The sequence below is a fragment of the Candidatus Zixiibacteriota bacterium genome (genome assembly GCA_040753875.1).
GTDB lineage: Bacteria > Zixibacteria > MSB-5A5 > GN15 > FEB-12 > DATKJY01.
In genome coordinates this window covers 79,147-105,720 of the sequence record JBFMDV010000025.1, presented here as the reverse complement: position 1 = coordinate 105,720, position 26,574 = coordinate 79,147, and the positions used below count along the sequence as shown (strand labels likewise).

Sequence of the window (26,574 nt, the reverse complement as noted above, 5' to 3'; positions counted from 1 at the left end):
CCGCCGGTGTCTGTGCGTTCCAAAATCGGCGCCCTGATCCTCCCACCAGACATCGAGCTCCGCAATCGGCGGTTCGAATTACTGGTTTGGTCGTTCCTTCTTTCACTGGCGTATTATCCCGGATGGTTTGGCTTTCTGGCCTGGTTTTCTCTTGCCCGGCCATTTATGATCATCGCGAAGCTTCGCGGCCGACAAGCATTCAACGCCGCATATTTCTTTGGATTCTTCTTCAATGCGTTTTCACTCTATTGGGTCTGGCTGGTGACGCCGCCCGGCGCATTGGCGGCCGTGATGATTGTAGCACTCTATTACGCGATCGTGCTGCTGGCCTTCAACCGTCTCTACCAGTGGCGCCCGCTTGCCGGAATCATCGGTGCCCCTCTCCTATGGGTTGGCATGGAGTATTTTCGAACCTTGTCGCAGTTTGCTTTCCCCTGGTCCGACCTGGGATATACACAATCTTATTACCTCTATATTCTCCAGATCGTCTCCGTGGTCTCAGTGCACGGCTTGTCGCTGTTGATCGTCATCGTGAATGTACTGGTTTGGCAAGTATGGCGACACGATCAGGCGGCTGAGCGAAGAGTCACTGCCGCGTTCGCCTCGTTCGCAATAGTACTTGGCCTTCTGGCGTACGGCTGGATCGAACTGCCTCCGTACCCGCAGCAAGGAAGATATGGCGTGGCGCTGCTTCAGGGTTCGGTGCCTCTGGACATCAAGTGGGAGCTCGAGAATGAGGGATACAGTGTCAAACTGTATGATTCTTTGGCACAAACGGTAGCTGACAGCTCGATCAAACTGCAGGTCTGGCCGGAAAGCGCGGCCCCCTGTTATCTGTCGATAGACCAATACTGTCGCCGCATGGTGGGAGAGACAGCCCGCAAGACGAGAGCACTTCATCTGGTCGGAGGACTGCGGAAAGACGTGGTCGGCAAGGTACAGCACCACTATAACTCCTGCTTTCTGTTCGAGCCGTCCGGTCGGATGGGAGCTCATTACGATAAGATGAAACTGGTGCCGTTTTCGGAGACCGTTCCGTACCAGGATAACATGCCGTTTCTGAAACGGGACATCCTCACCAAGTATCTTACTCTCATCGATCGATACGATATCCAGTGGTGGTCGGACTTCTATCCCGGTGATTCCATTCACTTGTTCGAGCTTCCCGATGTCACGTTCGGGGTACTGATCTGTTTCGAATCCACCTTCCCGGAATTCGCGCGGCAAATGGTACGTGATGGCGCAGGGTTTCTGGTTGGCATCACCAACGATACCTGGTTCGGAAGTTCGGTGGGTATTCATATGCACTCGCGGATATTCCTGACTCGGGCGGTGGAGAATCGTTGCTGGATGGCCAGGGCCGCCAATACGGGACTGACCTATATCGTTGACCCGTACGGCCGTATCCGCGAGCAGCTTCCGCACAATGCTGTGGCCGCACTCAAAGGGAAGGTCGGGCTTCTCGACCAGTACACGTTCTTCACTCGGCACGGGGACCTCGCCGGGCGGTTCTCGTTCTTGGTTCTGGTTTCCGTTTTGACTATATTGCCCGCCATATGGTTAATCCGAAAGTTCTTGTTGCGACGATAGTTCATATCGGCCTCCTCCTGGCGACCAATAGTTCGGCTGCCACCATCAAGGTTGCGCCCGGGGAGTGGCACACGCTTTCCTCGTTCGCTGATGTCCGTCGGATCATCGACATCGATGACACGTTGTACGTCACCACCTCCGGCGGACTGCTGGTGGTCACGGATCCATCCGGTCCACGAGAGCGTTATGCCAACCTCGATGGCCTGGGCACGACCGACATCCACGATGTGGCGGTCGATACATCGGGTCAGAAATGGATGGCCGGATTCGGTAGATTGGTGAAATTCGACCGGGCCACCAGCCGTCAGTTCCTGTTTTTCGACAATAACAACAACCTCTTTGGTTTGTACAGAGTGGTCGATGACGGGGTCAACCTCTGGGTTGGCACCAGCCTGGGGCTGGTCCTGTTTTCCAAATCAACCGACGGCGGCCAGATCGAGGATAGCTATGGACTCTTCGGTGCGCTCAACCCGTCTCCGGCAGTCTATGATATCTGGCTGAACGGGGATTCCATTTGGTTGGCTACCTCTGCCGGATTGGCTGTTGCTGACAAAAGTAACCCGGACAATTTGAAGTCGCCGGCCAACTGGACGACGTTCTCCATTGACAATTTCCCCCAATTGGCGACCGATACCGTGCGGCGGGTGGTCGGGTTCGAGTCGCATATCTACCTGGCGACTCCCAAAGGGCTGTTTCAACTGGATCGTTCGCCGGCCGACACGACAATAACCAGTGTAGCGATCGGCGCGGGTGTAAACTGCGCGGACATCAAGATCGATAGCGACACGATGTTTGTGTACTCGCTGGGTGCCTTCGGATATATCAAGAATGACGCTGTTACTATATTGCCGACTCCGGGCATAACGACTTCAACAGTGACCGGTGCCAACAACGGGGTCTTCCGATGGCTGGCGGTTCGTACGGGGGGCATGTATCAAAACTCGACGGGCAGCTATGTCAGGTTCTTCGCTTCCGATATGCCCGGCAACAATGTCACGGGACTGGCGGTCAACGACCGCGGCGATCTCACGGCTCTCTTTTTTGACAAAGGGGCCGGCACGCTGCGAGACGGGAGTTGGAGCGTGCAGACGATGAGTCTGTTTCGTGCAACCACGGCGGCCGTCGCAGATCGCACTGGTGCAGTCTGGGCCGGTACCGAGGGGGACGGCGTCTATCGCCTGACTGATTCCAGCGTCACAAAGTACAGCAATCTGAATTCGACACTTCGGGGTGTCTCGGAGCTTGCGTCGTACGTGGTGACGCGAGCCGTGACACGCGATTATCGACACCTGTTCGCATCGTGCTATCGCGCCCTGAACGGCTACCCGGTGGCGATCGGTCTGCTTGACTCTTTGGACAATCTGGCGTCGTGGGACTCGCTGGGGTACGCCGATGGTATCACCGATGCGTTCACCGGTTCGATCGACCGGTTCGGCGAGTACCTGGCCGTAGCGACCGAGGCGAATGGATTGTTTCGATATTATACGGGCCCCGACATTCGCGATCGCGCCGATGACGTCGTGTGGCAACACCGGGAGAGCAACTCCTTTTTGCGATCGGATGTTGTTCGCGTGGTGCGATTCTCACCCTTTGGCGAGCTCTGGGCCGGGACCAATTTTGGACTGTCACGATTCGATATTGATCTTGGGGATGGCGGACGATTCGTGAATGTCGACCTTCCTCCCGGAATCGGACCGGATATTACCGCGTTGGAGTTTGACGACCGGGGCAATCTCTGGATCGGCGCCCACAACGGCCTGGCCCGACGCGATGCCGTTACGGGGGAGATCATCGTGTTTACCTCGCTAAGCGGCGGTCTTGTTTCCAATGATATCCGCGCGCTGGCGCTCGACCGGGAGAGTGGCATTCTGTATATCGCAACTGCGTCCGGGATCTCGGCGTACGGCGCGGCGGTCACACACCCCACCACTGATCCTCAAAACGTTGTCGCGTATCCCAATCCGTTCGAGGTCCGCGATGGCTCCGAGCGATTGAATTTCAACTTTGCCGGACCGTTCGAGCTGCAGATACACACCCTTTCCGGAGAGTTGGTTCGCCAGACATCACTGATGTACTGGGACGGCCGCAATGAGTCCGGACGTCTGGTGGCATCGGGCGTTTATTTGTTTGTGCTTGTCGGGAACGATGGCGTCACGGCGCGCGGCAAGCTGCTGTTGATTCGCCCATGATGATAGTTCAGCGCATGGCGGCATCAGCAGTCCCGACGGAGCTGCAGCCTCGGATCAATTCATTCTCGCTGTATGCATCGATTCCTTTCGTGTCGCTCTGGAAGACCATGAGCGGTACGCCGGTCTGCTGGGTGCTACTCGAAGGAACCCGGATTGTTGCGGCGCTGCCGGGTGTTGAGTTCCGGCCGCATCCGTTCACTTGTTTTCAGGCGATGGTCGACGGGCTGTATGCGAGAATCTGGGTGGACGAATCATCCTCACTGAACATGACTGAGGCGGCCGGCTACATATCTCACGCTCTTGCTATGGCCGGTTATGCCCGTCTGTATCTGACCGATTTTGAATGCGAGTTCCCGGTATCGCACGGGTTTCAACGACAGGAGAACGAAACACTCGTTGTCGACATTTCGAATCCAGACTGGGAGCCACCGGACGCAACGCTGCGGTCGGAGATACGCAAAGCCGGGCGTGAAGGGGTAACCGTTGAGCCGTATGACTCGGGCCGACATCGAAAGAGATTTCTTGAATTGATGACCTCAACCGAACACCGGCATAAGCGGCCACCCAAATACTGCGATTCCTTTTTCGATGCACTAGCGCTCCTGGCCGAGCAGGAGAGGCGCATTCGCTGGGTGATTGGCGAAGTCGATGGTAAACTTGCTGCCTCACACATATTCTTAGTCGACGGGGCTTCGGTGCTTCATTGGCAGGTCTATTTCGACAAGAACTTTTCTTTCGCCAAACCGAATCAATACATTCTGTACTCGATGACCAGGCAGCTCGCTAACGAGGGGGTCACCCGTTTGAATCTGGGAATGTCGCCGCCGGGGGCAGAAGGACTGGCGGCATACAAGGAGAAGTGGGGCGCTCTGCCTTATGCGTATCCCACCTATGTCCACAGGTCCTGGCTGGGGAAGCTGCTATGACGATTGACCGGCTTCGCGTGCTGGTTCTGGCGGACAGCCGCGCCTTTCACACGGCGCGATATGTGGCGGAGTTGCGCCGGCAAAATTGCCGTGTGCTGCTGGCCTCGCTCGAGGATGGTCAGCTGCTGCATCACCAATTGAGACCGCGGGGATTCATCAAGTCGTGGCGGTACGCGCTGGCCGCTACTGAGGTCCGTACGCTGATCCGACGGTTTCAGCCGCATGTCGTCAATCCGCATTATGTTTCCGGTTATGGCTTCACGGCAGCGCTGGCGCAGGCGCGACGGTTCGCCCCGGTCCTCACGCATCTGTGGGGTTCCGATGTGCTTATCGTGCCGCACAAATCCATTTTTCATCGGCGGAAGACTATGTTTGCGCTGCACCAGTCCGATTTCGTTACCGGTGACTCCGAGTATATAATGCAGGAGGCCCAGAAGCTGGCACCGCTCGAACGGGTACGGATGATCCCGTGGGGAATCGAAGAGAGACACCTTCAGCATCACCGGACAGAATATGCGCTGCAGACTCCACTCCGGATAATCGTGCCGCGCAACCATGAGAAAGTATACAACAACGAATTCATCGTCCGGGCGCTGGCGCCGTTAATCGTTGACGGGCGGGTGGTTGTCACCTTTCCGGCATTCGGTTCCATGGCAGGGCATTTCCGTCTGATTGCGAAGTCACTGGTCGGGAACCGGCTCAATTATTACGAGCGATTATCGCGCGCGGAATTCATGAGGTTCATGGCACAGCATGACTGTTATCTGTCCGCCGCCATTTCGGATTCGTCACCGGTATCGCTCATCGAGGCCAAGGCGCTCGGACTGATTCCTATCGCTGCTGATATTCCCGGTGTGCGCGAATGGCTGGAACCCGAGAGCGGTTATCGATACGAGCTGTATAATGGCGAGCAATTGCTGCAGATTGTGACCCGCTTGGTAGAAACCAGCGACCCGCATGTCAAGATGCGACAAAGGAACCTGGAACGCGTAAAGAGGGAAGCACTGTTTGAGCAGAACGTCGCAGACATGATCGGAATCATGCGGACTCTGGTCGAGGAACGAAAGCAGTGAGCCGCAAAGCACTGCTCATCTGTTATTATTTCCCGCCGCTCGGTCTCAGCGGCGTTGCCCGGCCACTCAATCTGTTCCAGCGCCTCCCTCAGCTCGGGTACGAATGCCACGTTCTGACCGTCAAGCCGGTTGCGTACCGCGCGTTTGAACCCGAACTTCTTGAGAGTCTCGACCAATCGAAGATATTTCGTTCCGGCTCCTATGATCCCCAGCGACTGCTTTATCAGTTAGGGGTGCGGACCGCAGGCGAGCCAATTCTCAAGAGCGGGAGAAGACTGTCGCGATTTTTTTTCCCTGATTCGAAGATCGGCTGGGTGGGACCGGCGGTGCGAATGGGCCGAAAACTCATTGAGCGTCACGCGTATGATGTGATCGTATCGACATCACCTCCCATGAGTTGTCATCTCGTGGCCCAACGGCTCGCCCGAGTGAGCCACCTCCCTTGGGTCGCCGATTTCCGGGATTTCTGGACGAGCCTTCGGGTTGAGCAGACATTCGAAAGTCAGCACATGGTATCGCGTGGTCGGGATTTTCTGAAGAGCATAAAGCGCGAAGCTGCCACCATAACAGCGGTCAGCCAGAGCATCGCCGATTATGTTGGTGCAGCTACGGTCATCACCAACGGGTACGACCCGGAGGAGGCAATGAAATGGCGTACGCCGCCCGCAAGCGACCAGTTTCGCATTGGCTTGCTCGGAACATTCAACGATCTGGTGTCGGTCGAACCGTTGCTCAAAGTCGTCGCTCGGCTGATCGAGAAGTTGCCCGCGCAGCGAGAGAATCTGCAAATAATTCAGGTGGGTCAGGTTGATCGGAGATGGTTAGATGCCCAATTGGACCAACATCAACTACATGGTATGGCGGTTTGCCACGGACGTCGACCCCGGAACAGAACGGTCGAGTTGCTCTCCGGCTGTTCGCTCTTCTATATTGGATTGGACTCGAAAACTGAGACGTCAATCCTGCCCGGGCGGATGTTCGATTTGCTGGCCTCCGGTAGGCCGATCCTGGCGCATGTGCCCGCAGAAAGCGAAATAGGCAGATTGGTGCACGAGTCAGGGGCGGGGTATTGCTTTCAGGGTACGGACATTGAGACGGCTGTCCTTTGGCTCACTGATATTCTTAAGAGGGGCCAGAACGGTTCTCTGAAAATAGAGCCGCTTCCATTAAAGACACAGATCTACTCCTGGGAACGAATTGTCGAGCGGTTTGCGCAGGTGCTCGACAAGACTGTCAACGCTTAGGGCCCTGCGGCCTCACCGCACCAGCATCATCTTACGGGTTTGGCTGAAGCCGTCGGCTTCAAGCCTGTAGAAATATGTCCCACTCGAAAACTCACGTCCTTCGCCGTCCCTGGCGTTCCAGACGATCTGATGCTGTCCGGCAGTCTCCGATCCCGTGCGCAGTGTCTGCACGACCTGGCCGAGAAGGTTGTAAACCGTGAGCGTGACCTGCGAGGCGCGCGGCAATTCATACGAAATGACCGTGCTTGGATTGAACGGATTTGGATAATTCTGAGCAAGGGAGAACCGGTCCGGAATCGTCTCCGATTCGTCGGCAACATCGGTGGCTATGCCGGGCGTGTAGGACGCTTGTCCCACCGTGCCGCCCGGTCGAATTGCTGAGACCATATAGCGGCTGCCCAGGGCAAGATCGTTCACGAACGCCACTTCTCCCACAGTGTTGGTAACGCCGGTCTTGATGACTGTGCCGTCAAGGGAAACAAAGACACTGCAGCCGATAATAGGCGATGTCAGTGCGGTTACCGACACAACAAGAGAATCATAGATGGCTGAAACGGTGACCGCCAGCCGGTCGGGCACGCGGTTGTAGATCTTGAGAGTGGGGTCGCCGAAGAAGCACTGACCGTATACAACGTCGCGATAGTAATAATGCTCCGCTTTGGCTCCGTACATTGCCTGAACGGCGGGGCGATCCGGATGGGCCAACAGCGAATCGAAAAAGCTCCGTTGCAGCAGATAGCTTGATCCAACCCACCCCCATCTGCTATTGGCCACAAAAGCAATCGCACCGGCATCTTTGAGCGCGAGAAGAGCTGTCGCCACGCACATCTGGTCGGCATTGAAGGGCGGGAGGTTCTTATCGAAAGCGCCGTTGTCGCAGGCCAACGAATAGTACAGTGATGTGCGATGATTGGCGTCGAGACGAGTGATCTGATCGAGGCCAACCACCGTGGTATCCGTGCGAAACGCCGAACTCGGGGCGTTGTTATAGCCTGAGCTGCGCACGCCGAATTTCGTGGCCATGCCGTGAGCGATAATATTGACAATCCCGTACCCCTGCGAAAGCACCGGGAGTAGCTCTGCCGCAGGCAAATTGTAAGGTGCGGGATCACTACCACTACTCTGCTCGACACCAGATGTCGTGTCAACCGTGATGGTGGCGGGATAGACTTCGGCGATCCGGTTGTGCTGCCCGCCGGAGTAGTCACGCATCTGATCGGACGAGAAGAAGAACGCTCGCCCCAGATAGGTGGGATCACCGAATCCCGGATTCGTCTCGTACTCGCTCAGCTTCTCGACATAGTTCGTCACCTGTTGAATGTTGTCGAACGGGAGTCGGCCCACAAACAACTCCGGAGTCAGGTCCGGGCGATCATCGCTCGGCTCTCCCCAGATACCATCATTATCGCGGTCCCATTCACCTGTCAGATCAGCGAAATATAAATCGCACGCCTGCTGCTCTTCGAGATGCGGCAGCGTGTCGGCGTTGAAATCGAATGCGTGTCGCGTCGGGAGGATATGGCCGTCTCCTCCCAACAGCACGTATCGGCCCCCCTGAGCATAGAACTGCTTGAAATATTCGCGCAGCCGTTCAGCATCGTCACGACCGGGATTCAGCGACAGCACGCTGTCGATAGCTGCAATCTGCGTTCTGATGCCGGTTTCGTTCTTATATTGGGCCAGAGGTGCGAACGCATCGGCCAGTACCCGTGATGTTACAATGACATAATCCAGAACAGATGCGTCGGCGGCACGGGAGACATCAGCCTTATCAGCTGACTGGATTGCCGCAAATGTCACATCGTCTATCAGGTCTGCGGGCTCGATCTTCCGAGACCCGACATACAGATCGATCGCACGGTTGGAGCGAAGCAGCCCCATTGAGTCGACTGTGATCGGAAACACGAGCAGCCTTGCGTAGCGAGCACCGTTGAGTACAGTCTCACCCTCAACAACAACCGGTCGCCGACCAAGACGCATCGAATCAGGAATACGGTGCGCCAGGCTGGCGTAGCTGCTGTCGATCGACGTTGGCTGGTCGATCAATACGTTGGCATCACTCACGACGCCGAGCGTCTCCTGTACGGCCGTTTGATAACGAATGGATGAGAGCTGTTCGCTGTCCTGCAGACGCACGACGAACGAAAGTATGGAAAGGCGAACATCAGCGCCCACTGCGGCCAACTTATTGCTGCCGTCCGGCACCGAGATCTGAGTCGCGTCAAAATGAAGACTATACTGGTCTATGTCGATAGTGTGCAGTTCGGCCCAACTCCCGCTTGCCAGACAGAGCGCAATTGTGACAGCCGCGAACGTTCTCCTCACTGTGTACCCCGTGTTTCAGGTTGAACCCGCTGCCCTATTCGCAACAGCTTTGCCGGGGCAGGCACAGGCCGATATTGACACACAGGGAATTCAAACCGACTACGCGGCATTGAATTAGAGAGCGCTACTTTGGCACACGGGAAAGAAATTCCAGTAACCCGGCCGGACAGACACTGGGACTAAACCAATACCAAATTGGCCTTTAGCGAGTTCAATGTGGTTGTCAAGTCAAATCGATGTGCAGCGTGCTCAATGTGCGGCAATGGCATGAAAAAAATGAAAAAACTGTGACTGGTTATTCGTTGCGCCGTATTGAATTACGATTTCAAAAAAAATCAGAACCAAGTTCCAAAAAGCACTTGACTTGGGTGGGAAAGAGTGCCATAATCAGACCAGATAACGGACAAAAGTGGGACAAAGTGGCGAGGATTCCTTGACCGGGTTCTACGGACAATACCCAACGACTCTCGACAACAAAGGTCGATTCGCACTGCCCGCGAAATTACGAGCCGTGCGGGGGCTGTCCGAGGAGCCGCTTCTGGAGGGAGACCTGGTGTTGACCAAAGGGCTGGAGGGATGTCTGAGCCTGTATCCCCAGATTGAGTGGGACGAAATACAACAGCGCTTGTCGACGCTGAATTTCACACAGCGCGACTTTCGTTTCTTCGGTCGACGTTTCTATTCGGCAGCGACGGTCGTGTCGCCGGACAAGACGGGTCGCATCCTAATCCCCTCGCACTTAATCGAAGAGGCGGATCTCAAGCGGGAGCTTTTGATTATTGGAGTGAATCGTTCGGTAGAGATATGGAACCCGGGCAAGTGGCTGGGGTACCTGGAGCAGTACGCCGGGAGTTATGAGGAAGTAGCGGAAAGACTGTTCACACGACATGATCGCGCGGGAGGCTGATCCCTATCACGAGCCGGTCCTGGCCGATACGGTCGTGGGGCTGCTCATCACTGATCCTGATGGCGCCTACCTCGACCTGACGGCTGGTGGTGGCGGGCACCTGAAAGCGCTCGCTGCCAAACTGGGGAAGCAGGCTCGGTTGTATGGGATGGACAAGGACCCTGCCGCGATCGTACACGCCACGGCGACTCTCCAACAGTTTGGTCAATTCAAAAAGGTTTTGCACGCTTCGTTTGGCGACCTGAGTGTTGAACGGAGCCGGTTACACGAGAAGGGGTTCGACGGCATCCTGCTGGACCTGGGCATTTCCTCGAGGCAGATCGATGACCCGCAGCGGGGATTTTCGTACCAGCACGACGGACCGTTGGACATGCGATTTGACCCGTCGGTCGGTGACTCCGCCGCCGATCTCGTGAACTCGCTCGACGAAGGGAAACTGACAGCAATAATAAGCGACTTCGGCGAAGAGCGGATGGCTCGGCGGATAGCCAAGGCGCTGGTCAGGGAAAGACGCAAGCATATGATCCTCACCACCCGGCAATTGGCGACAGTCGTTCGACAGACAATTCATCCGCCCCACCAAACCAAATCGCTCGCCCGTGTCTTCCAGGCTCTGCGCATCGCCGTCAACGATGAGCTTGGCCAACTTGCGCGAGTCCTTCCGGCAGCCGTGAGAACGTTGAACGTGGGGGGGCGGCTGGTGGTCATCTCCTATCATTCGCTTGAGGATCGTACCGTCAAGCAGTTCTTCCGAGCGGCGTCGAGTTCCGCGTGCAACTGCGACCGTGATATCGGTGTGTGCGACTGCGGCCGCCTGCCGCAACTGCGCCTCCTGACCAAAAAACCTGTTACGCCTGAACCTGCCGAGGTGAGGAACAATCCGCGAGCCCGCTCTGCCAAGCTGCGGGCGGCGGAGAAAGTCTGACAATGGCCGGGCCGGTACGAAAGTTCAAAGAGACCCTCGAAATGCGGGAGACGCCTCTCACGCGTCTTCGTTCACACCCTTACTTCTCGATCGGTCTGGTGCTTTTCGCCGTGCTGCTGGTGGCGTGCGTGCATATCTGGCAGCGCGTGCATGTCATCCGATTGGTTCGCGAAGTCGGTGATCTCGCGGCCGAAAACCGGTCGCTGGTCGATGCCACCAAGAAAGTGCAGACCGAAATCGCGGCGCTCTCCATGGCCTCTCGGATCGAATCGTTCGCCGCCGATTCGCTCGCTCTGGCCCCGATCGCGCCGGACCGTGTGTTCACGCTGGTCCGAGAACTGCGCGACAGCACCCGTCCTGACGAGTTCGCCGAAATGATTACATCGATAAAGCGAGTGACCGAATATCTCCCAGTACTCACGGAGACGCAGGCGGGGGCAGCCGAATTGAAGCCGATCAGATTCGATTCGGTGAACGCCGGGAGGTCGGGCCAGTGAGTCGCACCCAACAGGAAAACCGCCGTCTTGGTCTGCTCTTCGCCCTTGTTATTACCTGCTTCGTGATTTTTGTCGGGCGTCTGGTTCACTTGCAGATCTTGTTGAGGGAACCGTACGGCGCCATCGTAGAGCGGCAGTCCTCCGGCAAGCTGACTATCCCTGCCGAGCGGGGGCTTATCTACGATCGCAACGGACAACTGGTGGCCAAGAACGTCATCGGAGCATCGCTCTACGCCTATCCCGACAGCCCGGCCGAAGTCGATTCAGTGGCGCGGTATCTGGACAGATTCTACAAGCTGCCTGAAGGGACAGCCAGGCGGGAGTACAAACTCGAGAACAAACGATTCCGGTGGATCAAGCGACGCCTGTCCGATGGTGAAGCGAACCGCCTGCAAGCCGATGCCCAACCGGGATTACATTTGCGCAAGGATTTCCAGCGGGAGTACCCGTTTGGTCTGGTCGGCAAACAGATCGTCGGCTATACGGATATTGACAACCAGGGACAGTCCGGCTTCGAACTGGCGTACGACTCGCTCATGGCGGGCCAGGCCGGGCTTGCCGATATTCGGCGCGATGGTCTCCGCAACACCTATCGCGTAGACGAACATGCTCTTATCAAGCCGACCGCCGGAACGTCGCTGGTACTGACGATTGATTGGCGGCTTCAGGATATAGTTGAACAGGAACTGCAACACGCCGTCGACACCTTCAACGCCTCTGCCGGCATGGCCGTCTATCTGGACTGCAATGCCGGTGACATTCTGGCCATATGTCATTTCGATCCGGCGGAAACCAACCGCGATAAGCCGACCAAACTCCGGGCGATCAGCGACCAGTTCGAGCCGGGCTCCGTGTTCAAGGCGTTTACCGCCGCCGGCGTTATTGACGCCGGCGAAGTTGATTATACTCAGCAGGTATACTGCGAGAACGGTGCCTGGGGGCTTGGGCGGAGAACGCTTCACGACGACAAGAAACACGGCTGGTTGAACTTTCGGGAGATCATTGAGCTGTCCTCGAACATCGGCATTGCCAAATGGGCGATACAGCGTGATGGGGACGAGTTATTTGAGACCTACCGCCGATTCGGTTTTGGCAAGCGACTGAAATGCGGTCTGCCTGGCGAGGCAGCCGGACGACTGGTGCCGCCGTCGAAATGGTCCGACTACAATATCGCCGCCGTGGCCATGGGTCACTCCATCGCCGTCACCCCCCTTCAATTGGCGTCAGCTTTTGCGGCCATTGCCAACGGCGGCGAATTGGTGCGACCGCGGCTAATACTGGGACAGGTCGGTGATCAGGGATACGTCGTCTCAAGTGCGCCGCGAGAGGTGATCGGTGAGGTTATGCGCAACCGCGGGCTTGATTCGCTGAAAGCATTTCTTCGCGGCGTCGTCGAGAATGGAACCGCCAAGGTCGTCAACTCAAAAGTCGTTGAGATCGCCGGCAAGACCGGAACAGCGGAACTGCCCGACCTTGAGACCGGCAGGTATTTCAAGAATCGGTTTGCGGGGAGTTTCGCCGGGTTCTTTCCGTGTCAGTCGCCGGCCATTGCTGGTGTGGTGCTTCTGGTGGACCCTCAACCGATCCATTACGGTGGCCTCACCTCCGGTCCAACATTCCGGCGCATCGCCGAGCGGTACGCCGCGTTGAATCCGGAACTGTTTGCGACCGATGGCGGCAACCTCGCCCAAAAGCCGGTCGGACTGGACAGCGCCATTCAAGCCCCCGATCTGGTAGGCCGGAGTATAGCGTCTGCCGCCAAGCTGGCTGAATACTGGGGGGTTAAACTCCGTTCCGCAGACACCACGGGAACAGTCATCTGGCAGTATCCGGCTCCTAATCGACTGATATTCAAGGGCGAAGAGGTTGTCGTCCACCTGCTGTCGCCGTCCGACACTGTTGCCCACATGCCTGACATGACCGGTTTGCCGGTGCGAACGGTGTCGGCGCTGCTTCGGCATGTCGGTATAAGTTTTACGATCAAGGGGAATGGACGCGTGGTCAGCCAGTCGATTCCGGCGGGGGAAGCGCTCCGGTCGGACTCCATGTGTCAACTGGAATGCCAGCCATTATGAGGTGATGTCATTACGCTACGTGAATTGACAGAAGGTCTTGAATCAATGGTGCTCCACGGCAACGCCGATGTGGCGATCGAGAATATCGAATACGACTCCCGCTTGATCCGCCCGAATTCCCTGTTCGTGGCGATCAAAGGGTATCGTGCCGACGGCTATGCCTATGTGGACCAGGCCAAGAGCGCCGGAGCGGTGGCGGTAATGGGCGAACGCGAGAGCTGCGACATAGGCGCGTATGTGCAGGTGCAGAATGTTCGGCAGGCGATGTCATATGTGGCGGCGAAATTCTACGGCTTTCCCGGCCAGCGGCTCAAAGTGTGCGGTGTCACCGGCACGAACGGCAAAACCACAACCTGTAACCTGATCAAGAAGATCCTTGAGGCGCGCAGCAAACGGACCGGGCTGGTCACGTCGCTCCTGTACGACACGGGCGCCGAGCGGTTCGCGGCCGAACGGACCACTCCCGAATCGCTCGATATGCAGCGACTCCTGTTCCTCATGCGCAAGAACTACTGTGTGAACGCGGTGGTCGAGGTGTCGTCGCACGCCCTGGCACTGCACCGCGTTGACAATATCAGCTTCCGCGTGGCGGTCTTCACCAATTTCACCCGCGACCACCTCGATTTTCACGGTACCATGGAAGAGTACTTCAGAGTCAAGGCCACTCTGCTCAAACGGCTGGAAGGTCCGCTGAGCTATGCGGTGATCAATCTCGACGTGCCGGAGTTCAAGGCGCTGTTCGGCGAAGTGAACAGCGCGTTCATGGCGTACTCGCTGCAGAATCGCAAGGCCGATATCTATGCCGGCGATTTCGAAATCCGCCCTGACGGCAGCACGTTCGATCTGGTAACGCCGATGGGTGTGCGGACGGTCAATTACCATCTGCCGGGACGGTTCAACCTCATGAACGCGCTAGCAGCAGCAGCCGGCGGATTCGCCTGTGGTGTTGACCTGGAGAGTGTTGTGGCGGGATTGGAGCGGGCCGAGCCTATCCCGGGGCGGTTCAACCATATCTCAATGGGGCAGCCGTTCGCAGTATTTGTCGACTTTGCGCATACACCGGATGCCCTTGAGCGGTTGTGTGAATCCGCCCGCGGTGTGACCAAGGGCAGGATACTCCTTCTCTTCGGTTGCGGCGGCGACAAGGACAAAGGAAAACGACCGCTCATGGGGAAGGCTGCCACGGCGAGCGCCGATCATGTTGTGGTCACGAGTGACAATCCGCGAAGCGAAGAGCCGCTTGCCATCATCGAAGAGATCAAGCCGGGACTCACCGGGCGAAACTACGAGATTCACCCGGATCGCCGCGAGGCGATCGCGGCGATTCTCCGCAAGGCGAATCCGGGCGACGCCGTCCTGTTGGCCGGCAAAGGGGCGGAGACATATCAAGAGATCAAAGGGGTGCGACACCCCTTCAGCGATATGGAAGTGGCCAAAGAGTGCCTCGTCGGTATGGGCTACTCCGGCGTCAACATTGCAGAGGAGCGGTGATCAGTTTGCGATTCGATCAAGCAGCCCGCGTGAGCGGGGGTACATTGCAAACGACGGCACTGGCCGACCAGACGTTTACCGGCGTGTCGATCGACAGCCGGACTCTGCGCCCCGGCGAGCTCTTTTTCGCCATCAGGGGGGAACGCGTCGACGGACACGATTTTATTTCGCAGGCGGTCGATAAAGGGGCGGCGGGGATCGTTCTGGAATCTCGGTACGCAGGTAACAGGAGTCTCGCCCGCACGGTCGCGATTATTGCAGTCCATAACAGCCATGAAGCAATGATACGGTTGGCTTCGGAGTATCGTCAAAGTTGCCGTGCCGAAATCGTCGGGATAACGGGTTCCAACGGCAAGACGACCACCAAAGAGATCACCCACGCGCTGTTGTGCGCGGTGGAGTCCGATGTCTACAAATCGCAGGGGAATCTGAACAACACTTTTGGTACGCCGCTGGCGCTGTTTGGCATGCCCAGGGAAACACGTGTCGCCGTAATGGAAATGGGGATATCGACCCCGGGTGAAATGACCCGGTTGGCCCAGGTAGTCCGACCGGACGTTGTGGTGATCACGAATGTCAGCGCTACCCATCTGGAGTTTCTTGGCTCGATCGAAGGGGTAGCCAAAGCAAAGCTCGAATTGGTGACGTCGTCACGCCCCGATGTCCCTGTGATAATCAACGCGGATGACCCGGTGCTTCTTCCGGCTGCGCTCAAAATCCGCAAGGATATCATCACCTTTGGTCTGTCACCGACCGCCTCGTTCAGACCTGACTCAGTTTCAACGAATACCGATGGTGGCACCCGGATAGCGGTCGAGGGGCATCAGTTTCTGATGCCGCTGTTCGGCCAACATCAGGTCTACAATCTCCTCGCCGGCTATGCGGTCTGCCGGACGATGGGGTATGACTTCGACGACATGGACACTACTGTCATCAAGTTCGACACCGCTCCCCTGCGGGGTCAGCACGTGGTACTGAACGGCGTTACGTTCATCGCTGATTGTTACAATGCCAATCCGGAATCAGTGAAGCTGGGCCTTCAGTCGTTTGCGCAGGTGCTCTCGCGTGGCCGGCGTCTCATCGTGCTCGGCGATATGCTGGAGCTTGGCTCGGATAGCGAGCAACTGCATCGTGAAATCGGCCGCCTCCTGGCCGATCAGACCATTGATCTCGCGCTCCTGGTCGGCCCCATGTCGGTGCACACTCGCGATGAGGCCGCTTCGCATGGCGTGCCGCGAGAATTGCTCAAGCACTTCACGAATGCCGCAGCCTGTGCCGAGGCACTGACCGGACTACTGAAAGCAGACGACCTGGTGTACCTGAAAGGTTCGCGTGGGATCGGGCTGGAAGCGATACTCGAATCATGGCAGAAGCAGGGAGGGATGCAATAATGCTGTACCACCTCCTGGTGCCGCTCACGCAGTATTTCACCGGCTTCAATCTGTTCCGGTATATCACGTTTCGCACCGCCGGCGCAGTGGTGACCGCCCTGATCATATGCCTGCTTCTGGGTCCGTTTTTCATACGACTCCTCAAGAAGTACCAGATAGGGGAAAATATCCGCGAAGAGGGTCCGCAGAGCCATAAGGCAAAAGCCGGCACACCAACGATGGGGGGACTTATCATTCTCGCCGGCATTATCATCCCCACGCTGCTGTGGGCCAACCTGAGCAATTTTTACGTGTTGATGGTCCTTTTGGTCACAGCCTGGCTCGGTTTGCTCGGCTACATGGATGACTATCTCAAAGCGATCAAGAAGCAGCCCGGCGGCATGGTGGCGCGCAAGAAATTTACCGGCCAATTGGCACTGGGATTGATATTCGGGCTGCTGCTTGCCTATGTCGCACCCGACGGCCAATACGACGGCACCACGAGCATCCCGTTTTTCAAGAACTTCATGCTTAATCTGGGGATACTCTATATCCCGTGGATCATGCTGGTGATCACTGGTTCCTCGAACGCGGTGAATCTGACAGATGGACTCGATGGTTTGGCTATCGGATTGTGTGCGATCTGCTTTGTGGCCTTCGGCGGGATCGTCTACGTGACCGGTCGTGTGGACTATTCCAATTATCTGCAGGTTGAATATCTCCCCGGCGCGGGAGAGCTGGCGATCTTCTGCGGGGCGGCGCTGGGTTCCTCGCTGGGATTTCTGTGGTTCAATTCCCATCCGGCGGAAGTGTTTATGGGAGACACCGGGTCGCTTGCGCTCGGCGGCGCTCTTGGCGCTATGGCTATACTCGTCAAGAAGGAGCTGCTGCTGGGCATTGTCGGTGGCGTATTTGTGCTGACCGCTTTGTCGGTCATCATTCAGGTCATTTCCTATCGGTATCGTGGCGGCAAGCGGGTATTCAAAATGGCACCGCTACATCATCATTTTGAACTGTCCGGATGGTCAGAAACGAAAGTAGTCGTACGGTTTTGGATCATCGGCGCGATGTTCGCGCTGGCAACCCTGGCGACATTGAAGATACGATGACTATACAAGAACGGATTAAAGAGCGACGAATTGGCATTGTCGGCATGGCCCGGTCGGGTCTGGGGGCGGCGCATCTCGCCAAACGATTTGGTGGTATTCCGTTTGTCTCCGATACGGCTCCGGCCGAAAAGCTGGCCGCGCAAATGGCAGGTCTGAGAGAAGCCGGTATCCCCTTTGAAGTGGGTGGTCACACCGATCTGCTCCTGAATTCAGACTACCTCGTTGTCTCGCCGGGTGTCACACTGAAGGCGGAGATTATCACACGAGCTCTCCATAAAGGACTCCCGGTTTTTTCCGAGTTGGAGTTCGCATCCTGGGTCTGCCGCGGTGCCATCGTGGCGATAACCGGCACGAACGGCAAGACCACCACCACCACGCTTGCCGGGGAGCTGTTCAGAGCGGGCGGGTTCAGCACGTTTGTCTGTGGCAATATCGGTCTGGCGTTCACTGAGGTGGCCGACCAGGTCCCACCCAACGGTGTCGCGGTGGTCGAAGTGTCCAGTTTCCAACTCGAAACGGTCGCCGATTTCAGACCTCATGTCGCCGCGATCCTGAATATCACCCCCGATCATCTGGATCGCCATGGCTCGATGGTCGAGTATCGAAAGACCAAATTCCGGATCGCGGAGAACCAATCGGCCGATGATTACTTCATTCTGAACGGTGAAGACCCGGAGTCCGTGGCGAGTCGACCGGAGACGAAAGCCACTCGCATGACGTTCTCCACGCGCGAAAACGACAATGCCGCCACTTTCGTGCGCGACGGACGGCTGTGGTTTCGGTTTGGCGGCCGCGAGGGAGCTATCTGCACGACATCGGAAATTGCGATCCCGGGACCGCACAACCTCCAGAATGCGGCTGCGGCTCTGGCGTGCACGTTGCCGTTCGAGATCCCACCCCGTGTCATCGCCGGCGTATTGGCGAGTTTCGCCGGCGTGGAACACCGCCTCGAACGGGCCGGCACCGTGGCGGGAGTGACATTCATCAATGATTCCAAAGCGACCAACGTGGACTCCGTATGTGTGGCGCTTCGCTCCATGACCCAGCCCACCTACCTGATACTCGGCGGACGGGACAAAGGGGGGAGTTACATGCCGATTGTCGAAGCAGGTAAGAAGGTCATTCGCGGATTGATCGTGATCGGCGAGGCGAGAGAAAAGATTTTCAACGCGCTCGGAAGAACATTTCCGGTGGTGTTCGCGGAGAGCCTCGAAGAAGCAGTGGCCAAAGGATTCGATCAGGCACACCCGGGCGAAACAGTGCTTCTCTCGCCGGCCTGTGCCAGTTTCGACATGTTTGAGAATTTCGAACATCGCGGTCGCGTGTTCAAAGCGGCGGTCGCATCACTGAAGAACGGGAAGAAGAAGGGTGAGACCGTATCCTGACAGCCGTCGGTTCGACGAACCGCTGCTCCTGGCCTATCTGCTGTTGGTGGCGGTTGGCCTGGTCATGGTTTATTCGACCTCATCCATCATGGCCGACAGTCGTTTCGGTTCGCACCTGCATTTTCTGCGCAATCAGGCGGTTTGGACGCTCTTGTCGCTGGTGGCAATGTTCCTGATCGTCCGTCTCGATCTGCGAAAACTCGCGGTCTGGTCGGTCCCGGCGCTGTTTGTTTCACTCGGGCTCTTGTCGCTGGTTTTTCTGATGCCGGCACGCAACGACGCTCACCGCTGGCTGATGTTCGGACCGCTTACGATGCAACCGTCCGAGATCTTCAAATTCGTTATGATCTGCTACCTGGCCTTTTCGCTGGCCAACCCGCAGCGTGACCTGACCAATCTGAAGCAGTTGCTTATGCCGTACGGGCCGCTGATAGGCGCCGGTTTACTGCTGATCATGCTCGAGCCGAATCTCGGCATGGTCATTCTGGTCTCGGTTACTGCACTCGGCCTGTTTTTTCTGGCCGGGATGCGGTGGAAGCATCTCATATCCGCCACCCTGCCCCTGGCCGGGCTGGCGGCGCTGGTCGTGTTCGTGCTGGGGTACAAGCGGGCTCGTATCATCGACCACGTCGATGCCGTCATGGATCCGCTTATGGGGAGTTACCAGGTGAAGCAATCGGCCCTCACGCTGGGATCAGGCGGTTTGCTCGGCACCGGACTCGGCGAAGGGCGGCAGAAGTTGTTTTTCCTGCCGTATCCACACACGGACTTCATCTTCAGCGCCACGGGCGAAGAGATCGGATTCATCGGCCTGCTCTTCATCCTTTGCCTCTTGTTCTTCGTCCTGTATCGCGGCTTCAAGATCGCCACCTCACAGCCGGACAAGTTCGGCTATCTGCTCGCTTCCGGTATGACCTGGACCCTGTTTATCAACATCGCCGTAAATGTCGGCGTGGTGACCGCCATACTTCCAGTCACCGGCGTCCCGCTGCCGTTCATCAGCTATGGTGGATCGTCTTTGCTTGTCTCAAGCGCGGCCATCGCGGTTCTCTTGAACTTGTCAAGAAAGAGGCCGGTGTCATGAATTCCCCAAGAGTCGCGCGTCTGGTCTTTGCAGGCGGTGGTACCGGCGGGCATCTGTACCCGGCGGTCGCCATTGCCGACCGAGTAAAAGAGCTGCTGCAATCCCGAATGAAAGTCGAGATCGTGTTTATCGGCACCAAACGTGGTATCGAATATCGCGTGCGCGACACGCTTGGCTACCCGCTGCATATCATCACCGTGTGGGGTCTGGCCCGCTCCCTGACTCTCAAGAATCTGTTAGTGCCATTCGTGTTTCTGATGGCGCTTTGGCGTTCGTCGGCGTTCCTGGCGAAATTCAAACCGCACCTCGTGGTAGCCACCGGCGGCTATGTCTGTCTTCCGATCGGGCGAATGGCTGCAAGCAGAAACATACCATTGGTGCTGCAAGAGCAGAATTCGTTCCCAGGTATCAGCACGCGACAGTTGGCGCCGCATGCCCAGCGGATATTCCTGGGATTTGAAGAAGGAGCCGAGTATCTCAAGACTGAGGCCCGAGTGCTGATCACCGGCAATCCGGTGCGTCGAAATATCGCGGGCGGTGATCGAGCTCAGGCGCAACGCGCGTTTAATCTCGATGCAAATAAGAAGACAATTCTCGTTCTGGGTGGCAGCCAGGGAGCACTAGCGATCAATCAGGCCGTCCTGAACTCACTTGGCAGGTTGTCGGGCAACTCAGACATTCAACTCTTGTGGCAAACGGGGAAAAGAGGTTACACGGATGTAATCGCATCAGCGGGTGAGAAGGTTCACGGTCACTCTCTTTTCCCCTTTGAGAATCGGATGGAACTGGTGTATGCCGCAGCGGACATCGCGATCGCCCGAGCCGGAGCTATCACCATGGCCGAACTGGAGGCGTGCGCAGTCCCTGCCGTATTGGTACCGTATCCGCACGCCGCCGGGGACCACCAACGCAAGAACGCCGCCGCCTTCTCCGCCAATGGGTATGCGGTGGTGGTCGAGGAGAACGAGCTGCCGGGCATCGACCTCGTTGATAGTGCGAATGACCTGCTTGCCAACGGCGAGGCGGCGCGGATGCGGGAGCGGATGAGACAGAACAATCAGGGCCGCACACCGGCTGTCGATATGATCGCAGAAGAAATCATTCAACTGATCTCCGGGCCGGAGACAAAGGGAGAAGAGGCTTGACACTTGACACCACGCTCAGCAAAACCGTTCACCGCTTCCAGAGTGACAAGATAATGTTTGGACGATTCAAGCGACTCTATTTCGTCGGCATCGGCGGCGCCGGTATGTCCGGTATCGCCGAGATCCTGCACAATCTGGGTTATCAGGTCGGCGGTTCGGACGGTACCCCAAGCGAGATCACGGAGTATCTCAAGTCCAAGGGGATTCGCATCAACGACTCGCACGATGCCGCCAATGTCCGCGAAGTCGATGTTCTGGTTATTTCGTCGGCCATCGGCCAGGACAACCCGGAAGTAATCGAGGCCAAAAGGCACGGCATCCCGGTGATCAAACGCGCCGAGATGCTTGGTGAGTTGATGCGTCTCAAATTCTCGATTGGCGTGGCCGGCACGCACGGCAAGACCACCACCACTTCGATGATCGGCCGCATACTCCAGCAGGCGAATCTCAACCCGACGCTCATCGTGGGTGGCGTGGTAGCGGAGCTCGGCACCGGCGCCGCACTGGGCAGCGGCGACTACCTGGTGGCCGAAGCTGACGAGTACGACAAGTCGTTTCTCTCCATGTTCCCCAGCATGGCGGTGGTGCTCAACGTGGAGCCGGATCATCTGGAATGCTACGACGGCATGGATGATCTCAGAAATGCGTTCCTGACGTACATCAACCGGGTGCCGTTCTACGGTTCGGCCATTATTTCAGCCGACGATCCCAACACCCGCAGTTTCCGCGACCGGATCGCTCGGCCGTACGCCACGTTCGGCCTTACGCCACAGGCGGACTATCGACCGGTCAACATCCAGATGGGAGCGGGCCGCACGACGTTCTCGGTCTATCATCGCGAAGAACTGCTGGGTGAGATCATCCTGCGGGTTCCGGGACGGCACAATATGGCCAATGCCCTGGCAGCCATCGCTACGACCAGAGAACTCGATGTACCTTTCGTGGCCATCGCCGATGCGCTTCGCAGTTTCCGCGGTGTTGGTCGCCGGTTTGAGATCATAGGCGAAGCCAACGGCGTGATGGTCGTGGATGACTACGCGCACCATCCGACCGAGCTTCGGGCGACGCTGACGGCTGCCCGCGACCTGTATCCGGGGCGCAGGATCATCGCGATATTCCAGCCGCACCTGTTCAGCCGCACCAAGCAGTTCGTCAATGAATTCGCCGAGGCTCTGGCATTGGCGGACAAATGCATCCTGACCGACATTTATCCGGCCCGAGAACTCCCGATTCCGGGCGTCACGTCGGATACGATTCGCCTGGCGGCAGCAACCAAAGGGATCGGCGATTTCAGTTATGTCGGCGTTAAGGAACATGCCGTCGAAGCAGTTCTTAAGATAGCTAAACCGGGTGATATCGTACTCACAATCGGGGCCGGCTCCATCACCCATATTAAGAAAATCATATTGGATCGATTGCAAGGGGCATAAGAGACGTGTCGCGGGAAATTCGCTTGCTCACTGGCATACTCCTGGTAAGTTCGCTGGCGCTCATTCTCGCCGTGCGCTACACCGAGTTGTGCGAGCTCAAGGCCGTCACACTTAACGGTGAGAGGGTGCCGGCGTGGGACAGGCAATTGGGGCTTCGCCGCTCGGCCACCATCCTGCAACAACCGGTCGACAGTGTGGCGGATGCACTCCTGACCCAACAAGGGATCCGTTCGGTGAACATTGACTACGTGCTGCCCAACATGCTCCGAATCGAAACCAATGACCTGACAGCGGTGTGTGTCATTCTCGATGCTAATATCGGCATCCTGTATGGGCTGGATGCTTCGGGCCGCGTCGTGCCGTTGGACAAGAACGCACCGCCCGATTGGGAACAACCGTTTATCACCGGCGCCGCCGTGATTCGCATGTACAGCTACAGCACCGATGCACGCGTGAGCCTGATCGTCCCGCAACTCCTGGCGATTCGTGACCGGCATCCACAGCTATACCGGCTGATCAACGAAGTGGATTGCAGCCACCCCGATTACCTGACCATCCGCGTTTCCGGCCTGCCCTGTCTGCTCAAGGTTCACGCTGACCGGCTGCTCGAGCGACTGGATGAGTTTGTCAGTTTCGCCGAGCGATACCAGGCGGATCTGTTCACCGCTTCGGTGTTCGATCTTCGCTATGACAATATGATCGTGCGTGAGGCACAGCCGGAGAAAAAGAAAAAGGGCGCCGCTCAGGTCGGCGACTCAGGCACAATCGCGTCCACAGTGACAAGGCAGCCGCTGTCTCAAGCGGGCGCATTGAAGTCGGCGGCATCGCAATCAAAAACGCCCGCCTCCAAAAAGATTACCGCACAACCGGCGGAAAGACCCTCGACCAAAAAGGCAGATTCATCAGGCGCCAGGTCGAAGATCGTAAAGAAACCGTCCGGCAAGAATGCTGCCCCGAGTAAGCCCCCGAAGAAAACCCCTTCGGGAAATACTCATTCCGGCGCGGGAAAGGCCAAATCGAATGGCTGACGAGCGCATCATTGCCGCTCTCGATGTGGGCACCACGAAAATATTCGTCCTGGTCGGAGAGATGGATGAAAAGGGAGACATCTATGTCATTGGGCATGGCCAGTCTCTTGCCGAGGGGCTGCGCCGGGGCGTGGTTGTCGATATGGACAAAACCGTGCGTTCAATTCGCAAAGCGATCGAGGATGCTCAGATGGTCTCGGGCACGGAGATCGACCGCGTGAGCGTGGGGATCGCCGGCGAGCATGTCCGGTCTATCAATAGCCACGGTGTCGTGGCGGTGAGCCGGTCGGATAGCGAGGTGACATCGGCCGACGTCGCCAAAGCAATTGAAGCGGCCCGAACGGTGGCGATTCCGGTCGACCGCGAGATCATCCATGTCATCCCGCAGGAATTCTCGGTCGATGAACAGACAGGCATCAAGGACCCGGTGGGGATGTCGGGCGTGCGACTTGAGGTCGAGGCGCATCTGGTGACGGCCTCGGTCACCACCGCACGCAATATCTACCGGTCGCTGGAGCGGTGCAAACTCGGCGTGGACCATATCGTGCTCGAAGCGCTCGGCTTGTCGCAGGCGCTGCTGACCGATGACGAGTTGGACAGCGGCGCGATCATCGTCGATCTGGGCGGTGATATCACCACGATCGCGCTTTTCTACGACGGCTCCATCAGGCATACCGCTGTTGTCTCACTTGGCGGTAAGAATGTCACCAGCGATATCGCGATCGGCCTCAGGACACCACTCGACCAGGCGGAGGAGATCAAGATCATCTACGGCAACGCCCTGGCCTCGCAGGTGGACCCGGAAGAGTTGATAAACGTACAGGGGATTGCCGGGCGTGCCAGCCGCGATATCTCCCGCAACGTGGTTGCCTCGATCATAGAGCCCCGCATGGAGGAGATACTGTCGCTGGTCGCACGGGAACTCAAGAACGTGCATCGTGGCGACACAGCGGCGGCCGGCATGATCCTCACCGGCGGCGGCGCGCTTCTGCCGGGCACGGTGGAACTTGCCGAACAGATATTCGATATGCCGGTCCGGACCGGGACGATCCGCGGATTCTCCCATATTCCGGACGAACTTAACAGCATGCGGTACACCACCGCGCATGGCTTGCTCCTGTATGGTTTCGGCCACGAGCCGTCCATCGGTTCGCGCAAGGGGGCCGTTCGCGGCTGGTGGAAACGTGTCGAGAGCTGGATAACAGACAAATTCTAAATAGGGTAGTTTGATTCAAGGAGGAATCGGACATGTTGGACCACAAGCATCAGTTCAATTTTGCGGCCGATTATGTCGGCTACGCCAACATCAAAGTGGTGGGCGTCGGCGGCGCCGGCGGCAACGCGATCAATCGCATGATCGCAGCCAACCTGCGCGGTGTCGAGTTCATCGCCATCAACACCGATGCCCAGGTGCTCGACCAGAATCTGGCAGAGAAGAAAATTCAGATCGGACGTGAAACCACCAATGGCCTCGGCGCCGGCGCCAACCCCGATGTGGGACGGCGTGCCGTCGAAGAAAGCCGCCAGGAAGTGGCACGTGAGATCGGCACCCCCAACCTCGTGTTCATCACGGCGGGTATGGGAGGTGGTACCGGTACCGGTGCGGCACCGCTCGTGGCCGAGATCGCCAAAATGTCCGGCGCGCTCACCGTGGCCATTGTCACCACCCCATTCCGCTTTGAGGGGAACAAGCGCTCTGTCCGCGCTCTTCAGGGATTGGCTGAGTTGAAATCAAAAGTCGATACGCTCATCACTATCCCCAATGAACGTCTCCTGGAGATCGTCGACAAGAACACCACGCTCACCGAGGCATTCGCCACGGCCGATGATGTTCTCCACCAGGCCACCAAAGGGATCTCCGACCTCATCACGATCCCGGGCCTGATCAACTGCGATTTCGCCGATGTCCGTACGGTTATGCTCGAAATGGGGGATGCTCTGATGGGGACCGGATCGGGCGAAGGTGAGGACAAAGCTATCGATGCCGCCCGCGCCGCCATCTCCTCGCCGCTGCTCGGCAATGTCTCTCTGTGCGGCTCGCGCGGTGTCCTTATCAACGTGACCGGTGGCGAGGACATGACGCTGTTCGATGTCAACACCGCGACATCGTTGATCTATGAACAGGCCGGCGCCGACGCCAACATCATTTTTGGCGCTGTCATCGATCCCACCATGCCCGGCAAGATGCGCGTGACGGTGATCGCCACCGGACTCGGCGAAACCAAGAAGGAGCCGGTCAAGGTCGAAGAACGCAAAGTCGAGGAGATGAAGCCGGGAAAGACTATCTCTCTGTTCCCCGAAGAGACTTTCACCGAAGTGCACCACGCGCCCGGTCCACTTCCGACAATTATCGAGCCGGTGGAGGCGGTAGCCTCCGAATCGCAGGAAACCACGATTGCCGCTAGCGCCATGTTCAGCAGCACATCGACGCATCCGACCGGCGGCAACGGCAATGGCAACACCCGGCATCGCGTGCCGATCTTCAGCGAGGACGACAGGACCATTCCGGCCTACATCCGGCGATTGGATCAGAACAGATAGAGATAAGCAAGCCGACTTGACAAGATGTTGATCACCAAACAGGTCAACTGATATAGCGCAACTGTATCAACCCAACGGTGTTTGGTTCCTCAACGGCGCCGCCGGTCAAACTACCCTACCGGCGGCGCTACTATTTCCCCTTTGTCATGGACTGACACCATAGTATGGTCATTTCCCCATGAAGTCTGATCACTTTTTCAAAACGCGATTTCCGGACGGTGCATAACCTCAAAGTATCCA

19 protein-coding genes and 1 pseudogene are annotated in these 26,574 nt (G+C 57.5%); 19 read left to right on the top strand and 1 reads right to left on the bottom strand.

Translation table 11 applies throughout. The annotated features are described in order from the left end of the window. Nucleotides 1–6: 6 nt before the first annotated feature. The 5 genes from lnt to AB1644_09435 are packed head-to-tail and all read left to right on the top strand — an operon-like array spanning nt 7 to nt 7,022. Nucleotides 7–1,590: an apolipoprotein N-acyltransferase gene (lnt, locus tag AB1644_09455; GenBank protein ID MEW6051269.1), complete on the top strand. Its 1,584-nt coding sequence runs from the start codon at nt 7–9 to the stop codon at nt 1,588–1,590. Beyond that, nucleotides 1,557–3,779 (top strand): hypothetical protein, encoded by a 2,223-nt coding sequence (locus AB1644_09450; GenBank protein MEW6051268.1) that lies wholly within the window; start codon nt 1,557–1,559, stop codon nt 3,777–3,779. Before lnt ends, AB1644_09450 begins: the two co-directional genes overlap by 34 nt. Continuing rightward, entirely contained in the window at nt 3,776–4,705 is a 930-nt protein-coding gene (locus AB1644_09445) for a GNAT family N-acetyltransferase (GenBank protein MEW6051267.1), read from the top strand. Before AB1644_09450 ends, AB1644_09445 begins: the two co-directional genes overlap by 4 nt. After that, nucleotides 4,702–5,778 carry a glycosyltransferase gene (locus AB1644_09440; GenBank protein ID MEW6051266.1) on the top strand — a complete coding sequence of 359 codons (1,077 nt, stop codon included), beginning with the start codon at nt 4,702–4,704 and terminating at the stop codon, nt 5,776–5,778. The genes AB1644_09445 and AB1644_09440 overlap by 4 nt, the downstream gene beginning before the upstream one ends. After that, entirely contained in the window at nt 5,775–7,022 is a 1,248-nt protein-coding gene (locus AB1644_09435; protein ID MEW6051265.1) for a glycosyltransferase, read from the top strand. Before AB1644_09440 ends, AB1644_09435 begins: the two co-directional genes overlap by 4 nt. 12 nt (nt 7,023–7,034) lie before the next feature. Here the strand turns inward: AB1644_09435 and AB1644_09430 are convergent, their stop codons facing one another. Further along, nucleotides 7,035–9,347, bottom strand: a complete 2,313-nt coding sequence (locus tag AB1644_09430) for a C25 family cysteine peptidase (protein ID MEW6051264.1) — start codon at nt 9,345–9,347, stop codon at nt 7,035–7,037. 433 nt (nt 9,348–9,780) lie between these two features. On the opposite strand from AB1644_09430, the gene mraZ reads away from it, so the two are divergent. From mraZ to ftsZ, 14 genes and pseudogenes are all read left to right on the top strand, one after another. Then, complete coding sequence (gene mraZ, locus AB1644_09425; protein MEW6051263.1) at nt 9,781–10,254, top strand: division/cell wall cluster transcriptional repressor MraZ; 474 nt, start codon at nt 9,781–9,783, stop codon at nt 10,252–10,254. Beyond that, on the top strand, nt 10,235–11,179 hold the full coding sequence (gene rsmH / locus AB1644_09420; GenBank protein MEW6051262.1) for a 16S rRNA (cytosine(1402)-N(4))-methyltransferase RsmH: 945 nt from the start codon (nt 10,235–10,237) through the stop codon (nt 11,177–11,179). Before mraZ ends, rsmH begins: the two co-directional genes overlap by 20 nt. Nucleotides 11,180–11,181: 2 nt before the next feature. Then, nucleotides 11,182–11,676, top strand: coding sequence for a cell division protein FtsL (locus AB1644_09415; protein MEW6051261.1), 495 nt, complete (start codon nt 11,182–11,184; stop codon nt 11,674–11,676). Then, nucleotides 11,673–13,751: a penicillin-binding transpeptidase domain-containing protein gene (locus AB1644_09410; GenBank protein MEW6051260.1), complete on the top strand. Its 2,079-nt coding sequence runs from the start codon at nt 11,673–11,675 to the stop codon at nt 13,749–13,751. The genes AB1644_09415 and AB1644_09410 overlap by 4 nt, the downstream gene beginning before the upstream one ends. Nucleotides 13,752–13,775: 24 nt before the next feature. Then, the gene (locus AB1644_09405) at nt 13,776–15,242 is read left to right on the top strand and encodes a UDP-N-acetylmuramoyl-L-alanyl-D-glutamate--2,6-diaminopimelate ligase (protein ID MEW6051259.1); all 1,467 of its coding nucleotides are present in this window, start codon (nt 13,776–13,778) and stop codon (nt 15,240–15,242) included. Between the two features lie 5 nt (nt 15,243–15,247). Continuing rightward, complete coding sequence (gene murF / locus AB1644_09400) at nt 15,248–16,633, top strand: UDP-N-acetylmuramoyl-tripeptide--D-alanyl-D-alanine ligase (GenBank protein ID MEW6051258.1); 1,386 nt, start codon at nt 15,248–15,250, stop codon at nt 16,631–16,633. Then, nucleotides 16,633–17,721: a phospho-N-acetylmuramoyl-pentapeptide-transferase gene (gene mraY / locus AB1644_09395; GenBank protein ID MEW6051257.1), complete on the top strand. Its 1,089-nt coding sequence runs from the start codon at nt 16,633–16,635 to the stop codon at nt 17,719–17,721. The genes murF and mraY overlap by 1 nt, the downstream gene beginning before the upstream one ends. After that, nucleotides 17,718–19,106: a UDP-N-acetylmuramoyl-L-alanine--D-glutamate ligase gene (murD, locus tag AB1644_09390; GenBank protein ID MEW6051256.1), complete on the top strand. Its 1,389-nt coding sequence runs from the start codon at nt 17,718–17,720 to the stop codon at nt 19,104–19,106. The genes mraY and murD overlap by 4 nt, the downstream gene beginning before the upstream one ends. Then, nucleotides 19,090–20,190, top strand: a complete 1,101-nt coding sequence (gene ftsW, locus AB1644_09385; protein ID MEW6051255.1) for a putative lipid II flippase FtsW — start codon at nt 19,090–19,092, stop codon at nt 20,188–20,190. The genes murD and ftsW overlap by 17 nt, the downstream gene beginning before the upstream one ends. Further along, complete coding sequence (murG, locus tag AB1644_09380) at nt 20,187–21,335, top strand: undecaprenyldiphospho-muramoylpentapeptide beta-N-acetylglucosaminyltransferase (GenBank protein ID MEW6051254.1); 1,149 nt, start codon at nt 20,187–20,189, stop codon at nt 21,333–21,335. Before ftsW ends, murG begins: the two co-directional genes overlap by 4 nt. Beyond that, nucleotides 21,332–22,765 (top strand): UDP-N-acetylmuramate--L-alanine ligase, encoded by a 1,434-nt coding sequence (murC, locus tag AB1644_09375; GenBank protein ID MEW6051253.1) that lies wholly within the window; start codon nt 21,332–21,334, stop codon nt 22,763–22,765. The genes murG and murC overlap by 4 nt, the downstream gene beginning before the upstream one ends. 23 nt (nt 22,766–22,788) lie before the next feature. Further along, entirely contained in the window at nt 22,789–23,793 is a 1,005-nt protein-coding gene (locus tag AB1644_09370) for a hypothetical protein (GenBank protein MEW6051252.1), read from the top strand. After that, the gene (gene ftsA, locus AB1644_09365) at nt 23,786–25,009 is read left to right on the top strand and encodes a cell division protein FtsA (GenBank protein ID MEW6051251.1); all 1,224 of its coding nucleotides are present in this window, start codon (nt 23,786–23,788) and stop codon (nt 25,007–25,009) included. The genes AB1644_09370 and ftsA overlap by 8 nt, the downstream gene beginning before the upstream one ends. A 32-nt stretch (nt 25,010–25,041) precedes the next feature. Next, nucleotides 25,042–26,067 (top strand): annotated as a pseudogene (gene ftsZ, locus AB1644_09360) (cell division protein FtsZ). Nucleotides 26,068–26,574: the final 507 nt, after the last annotated feature.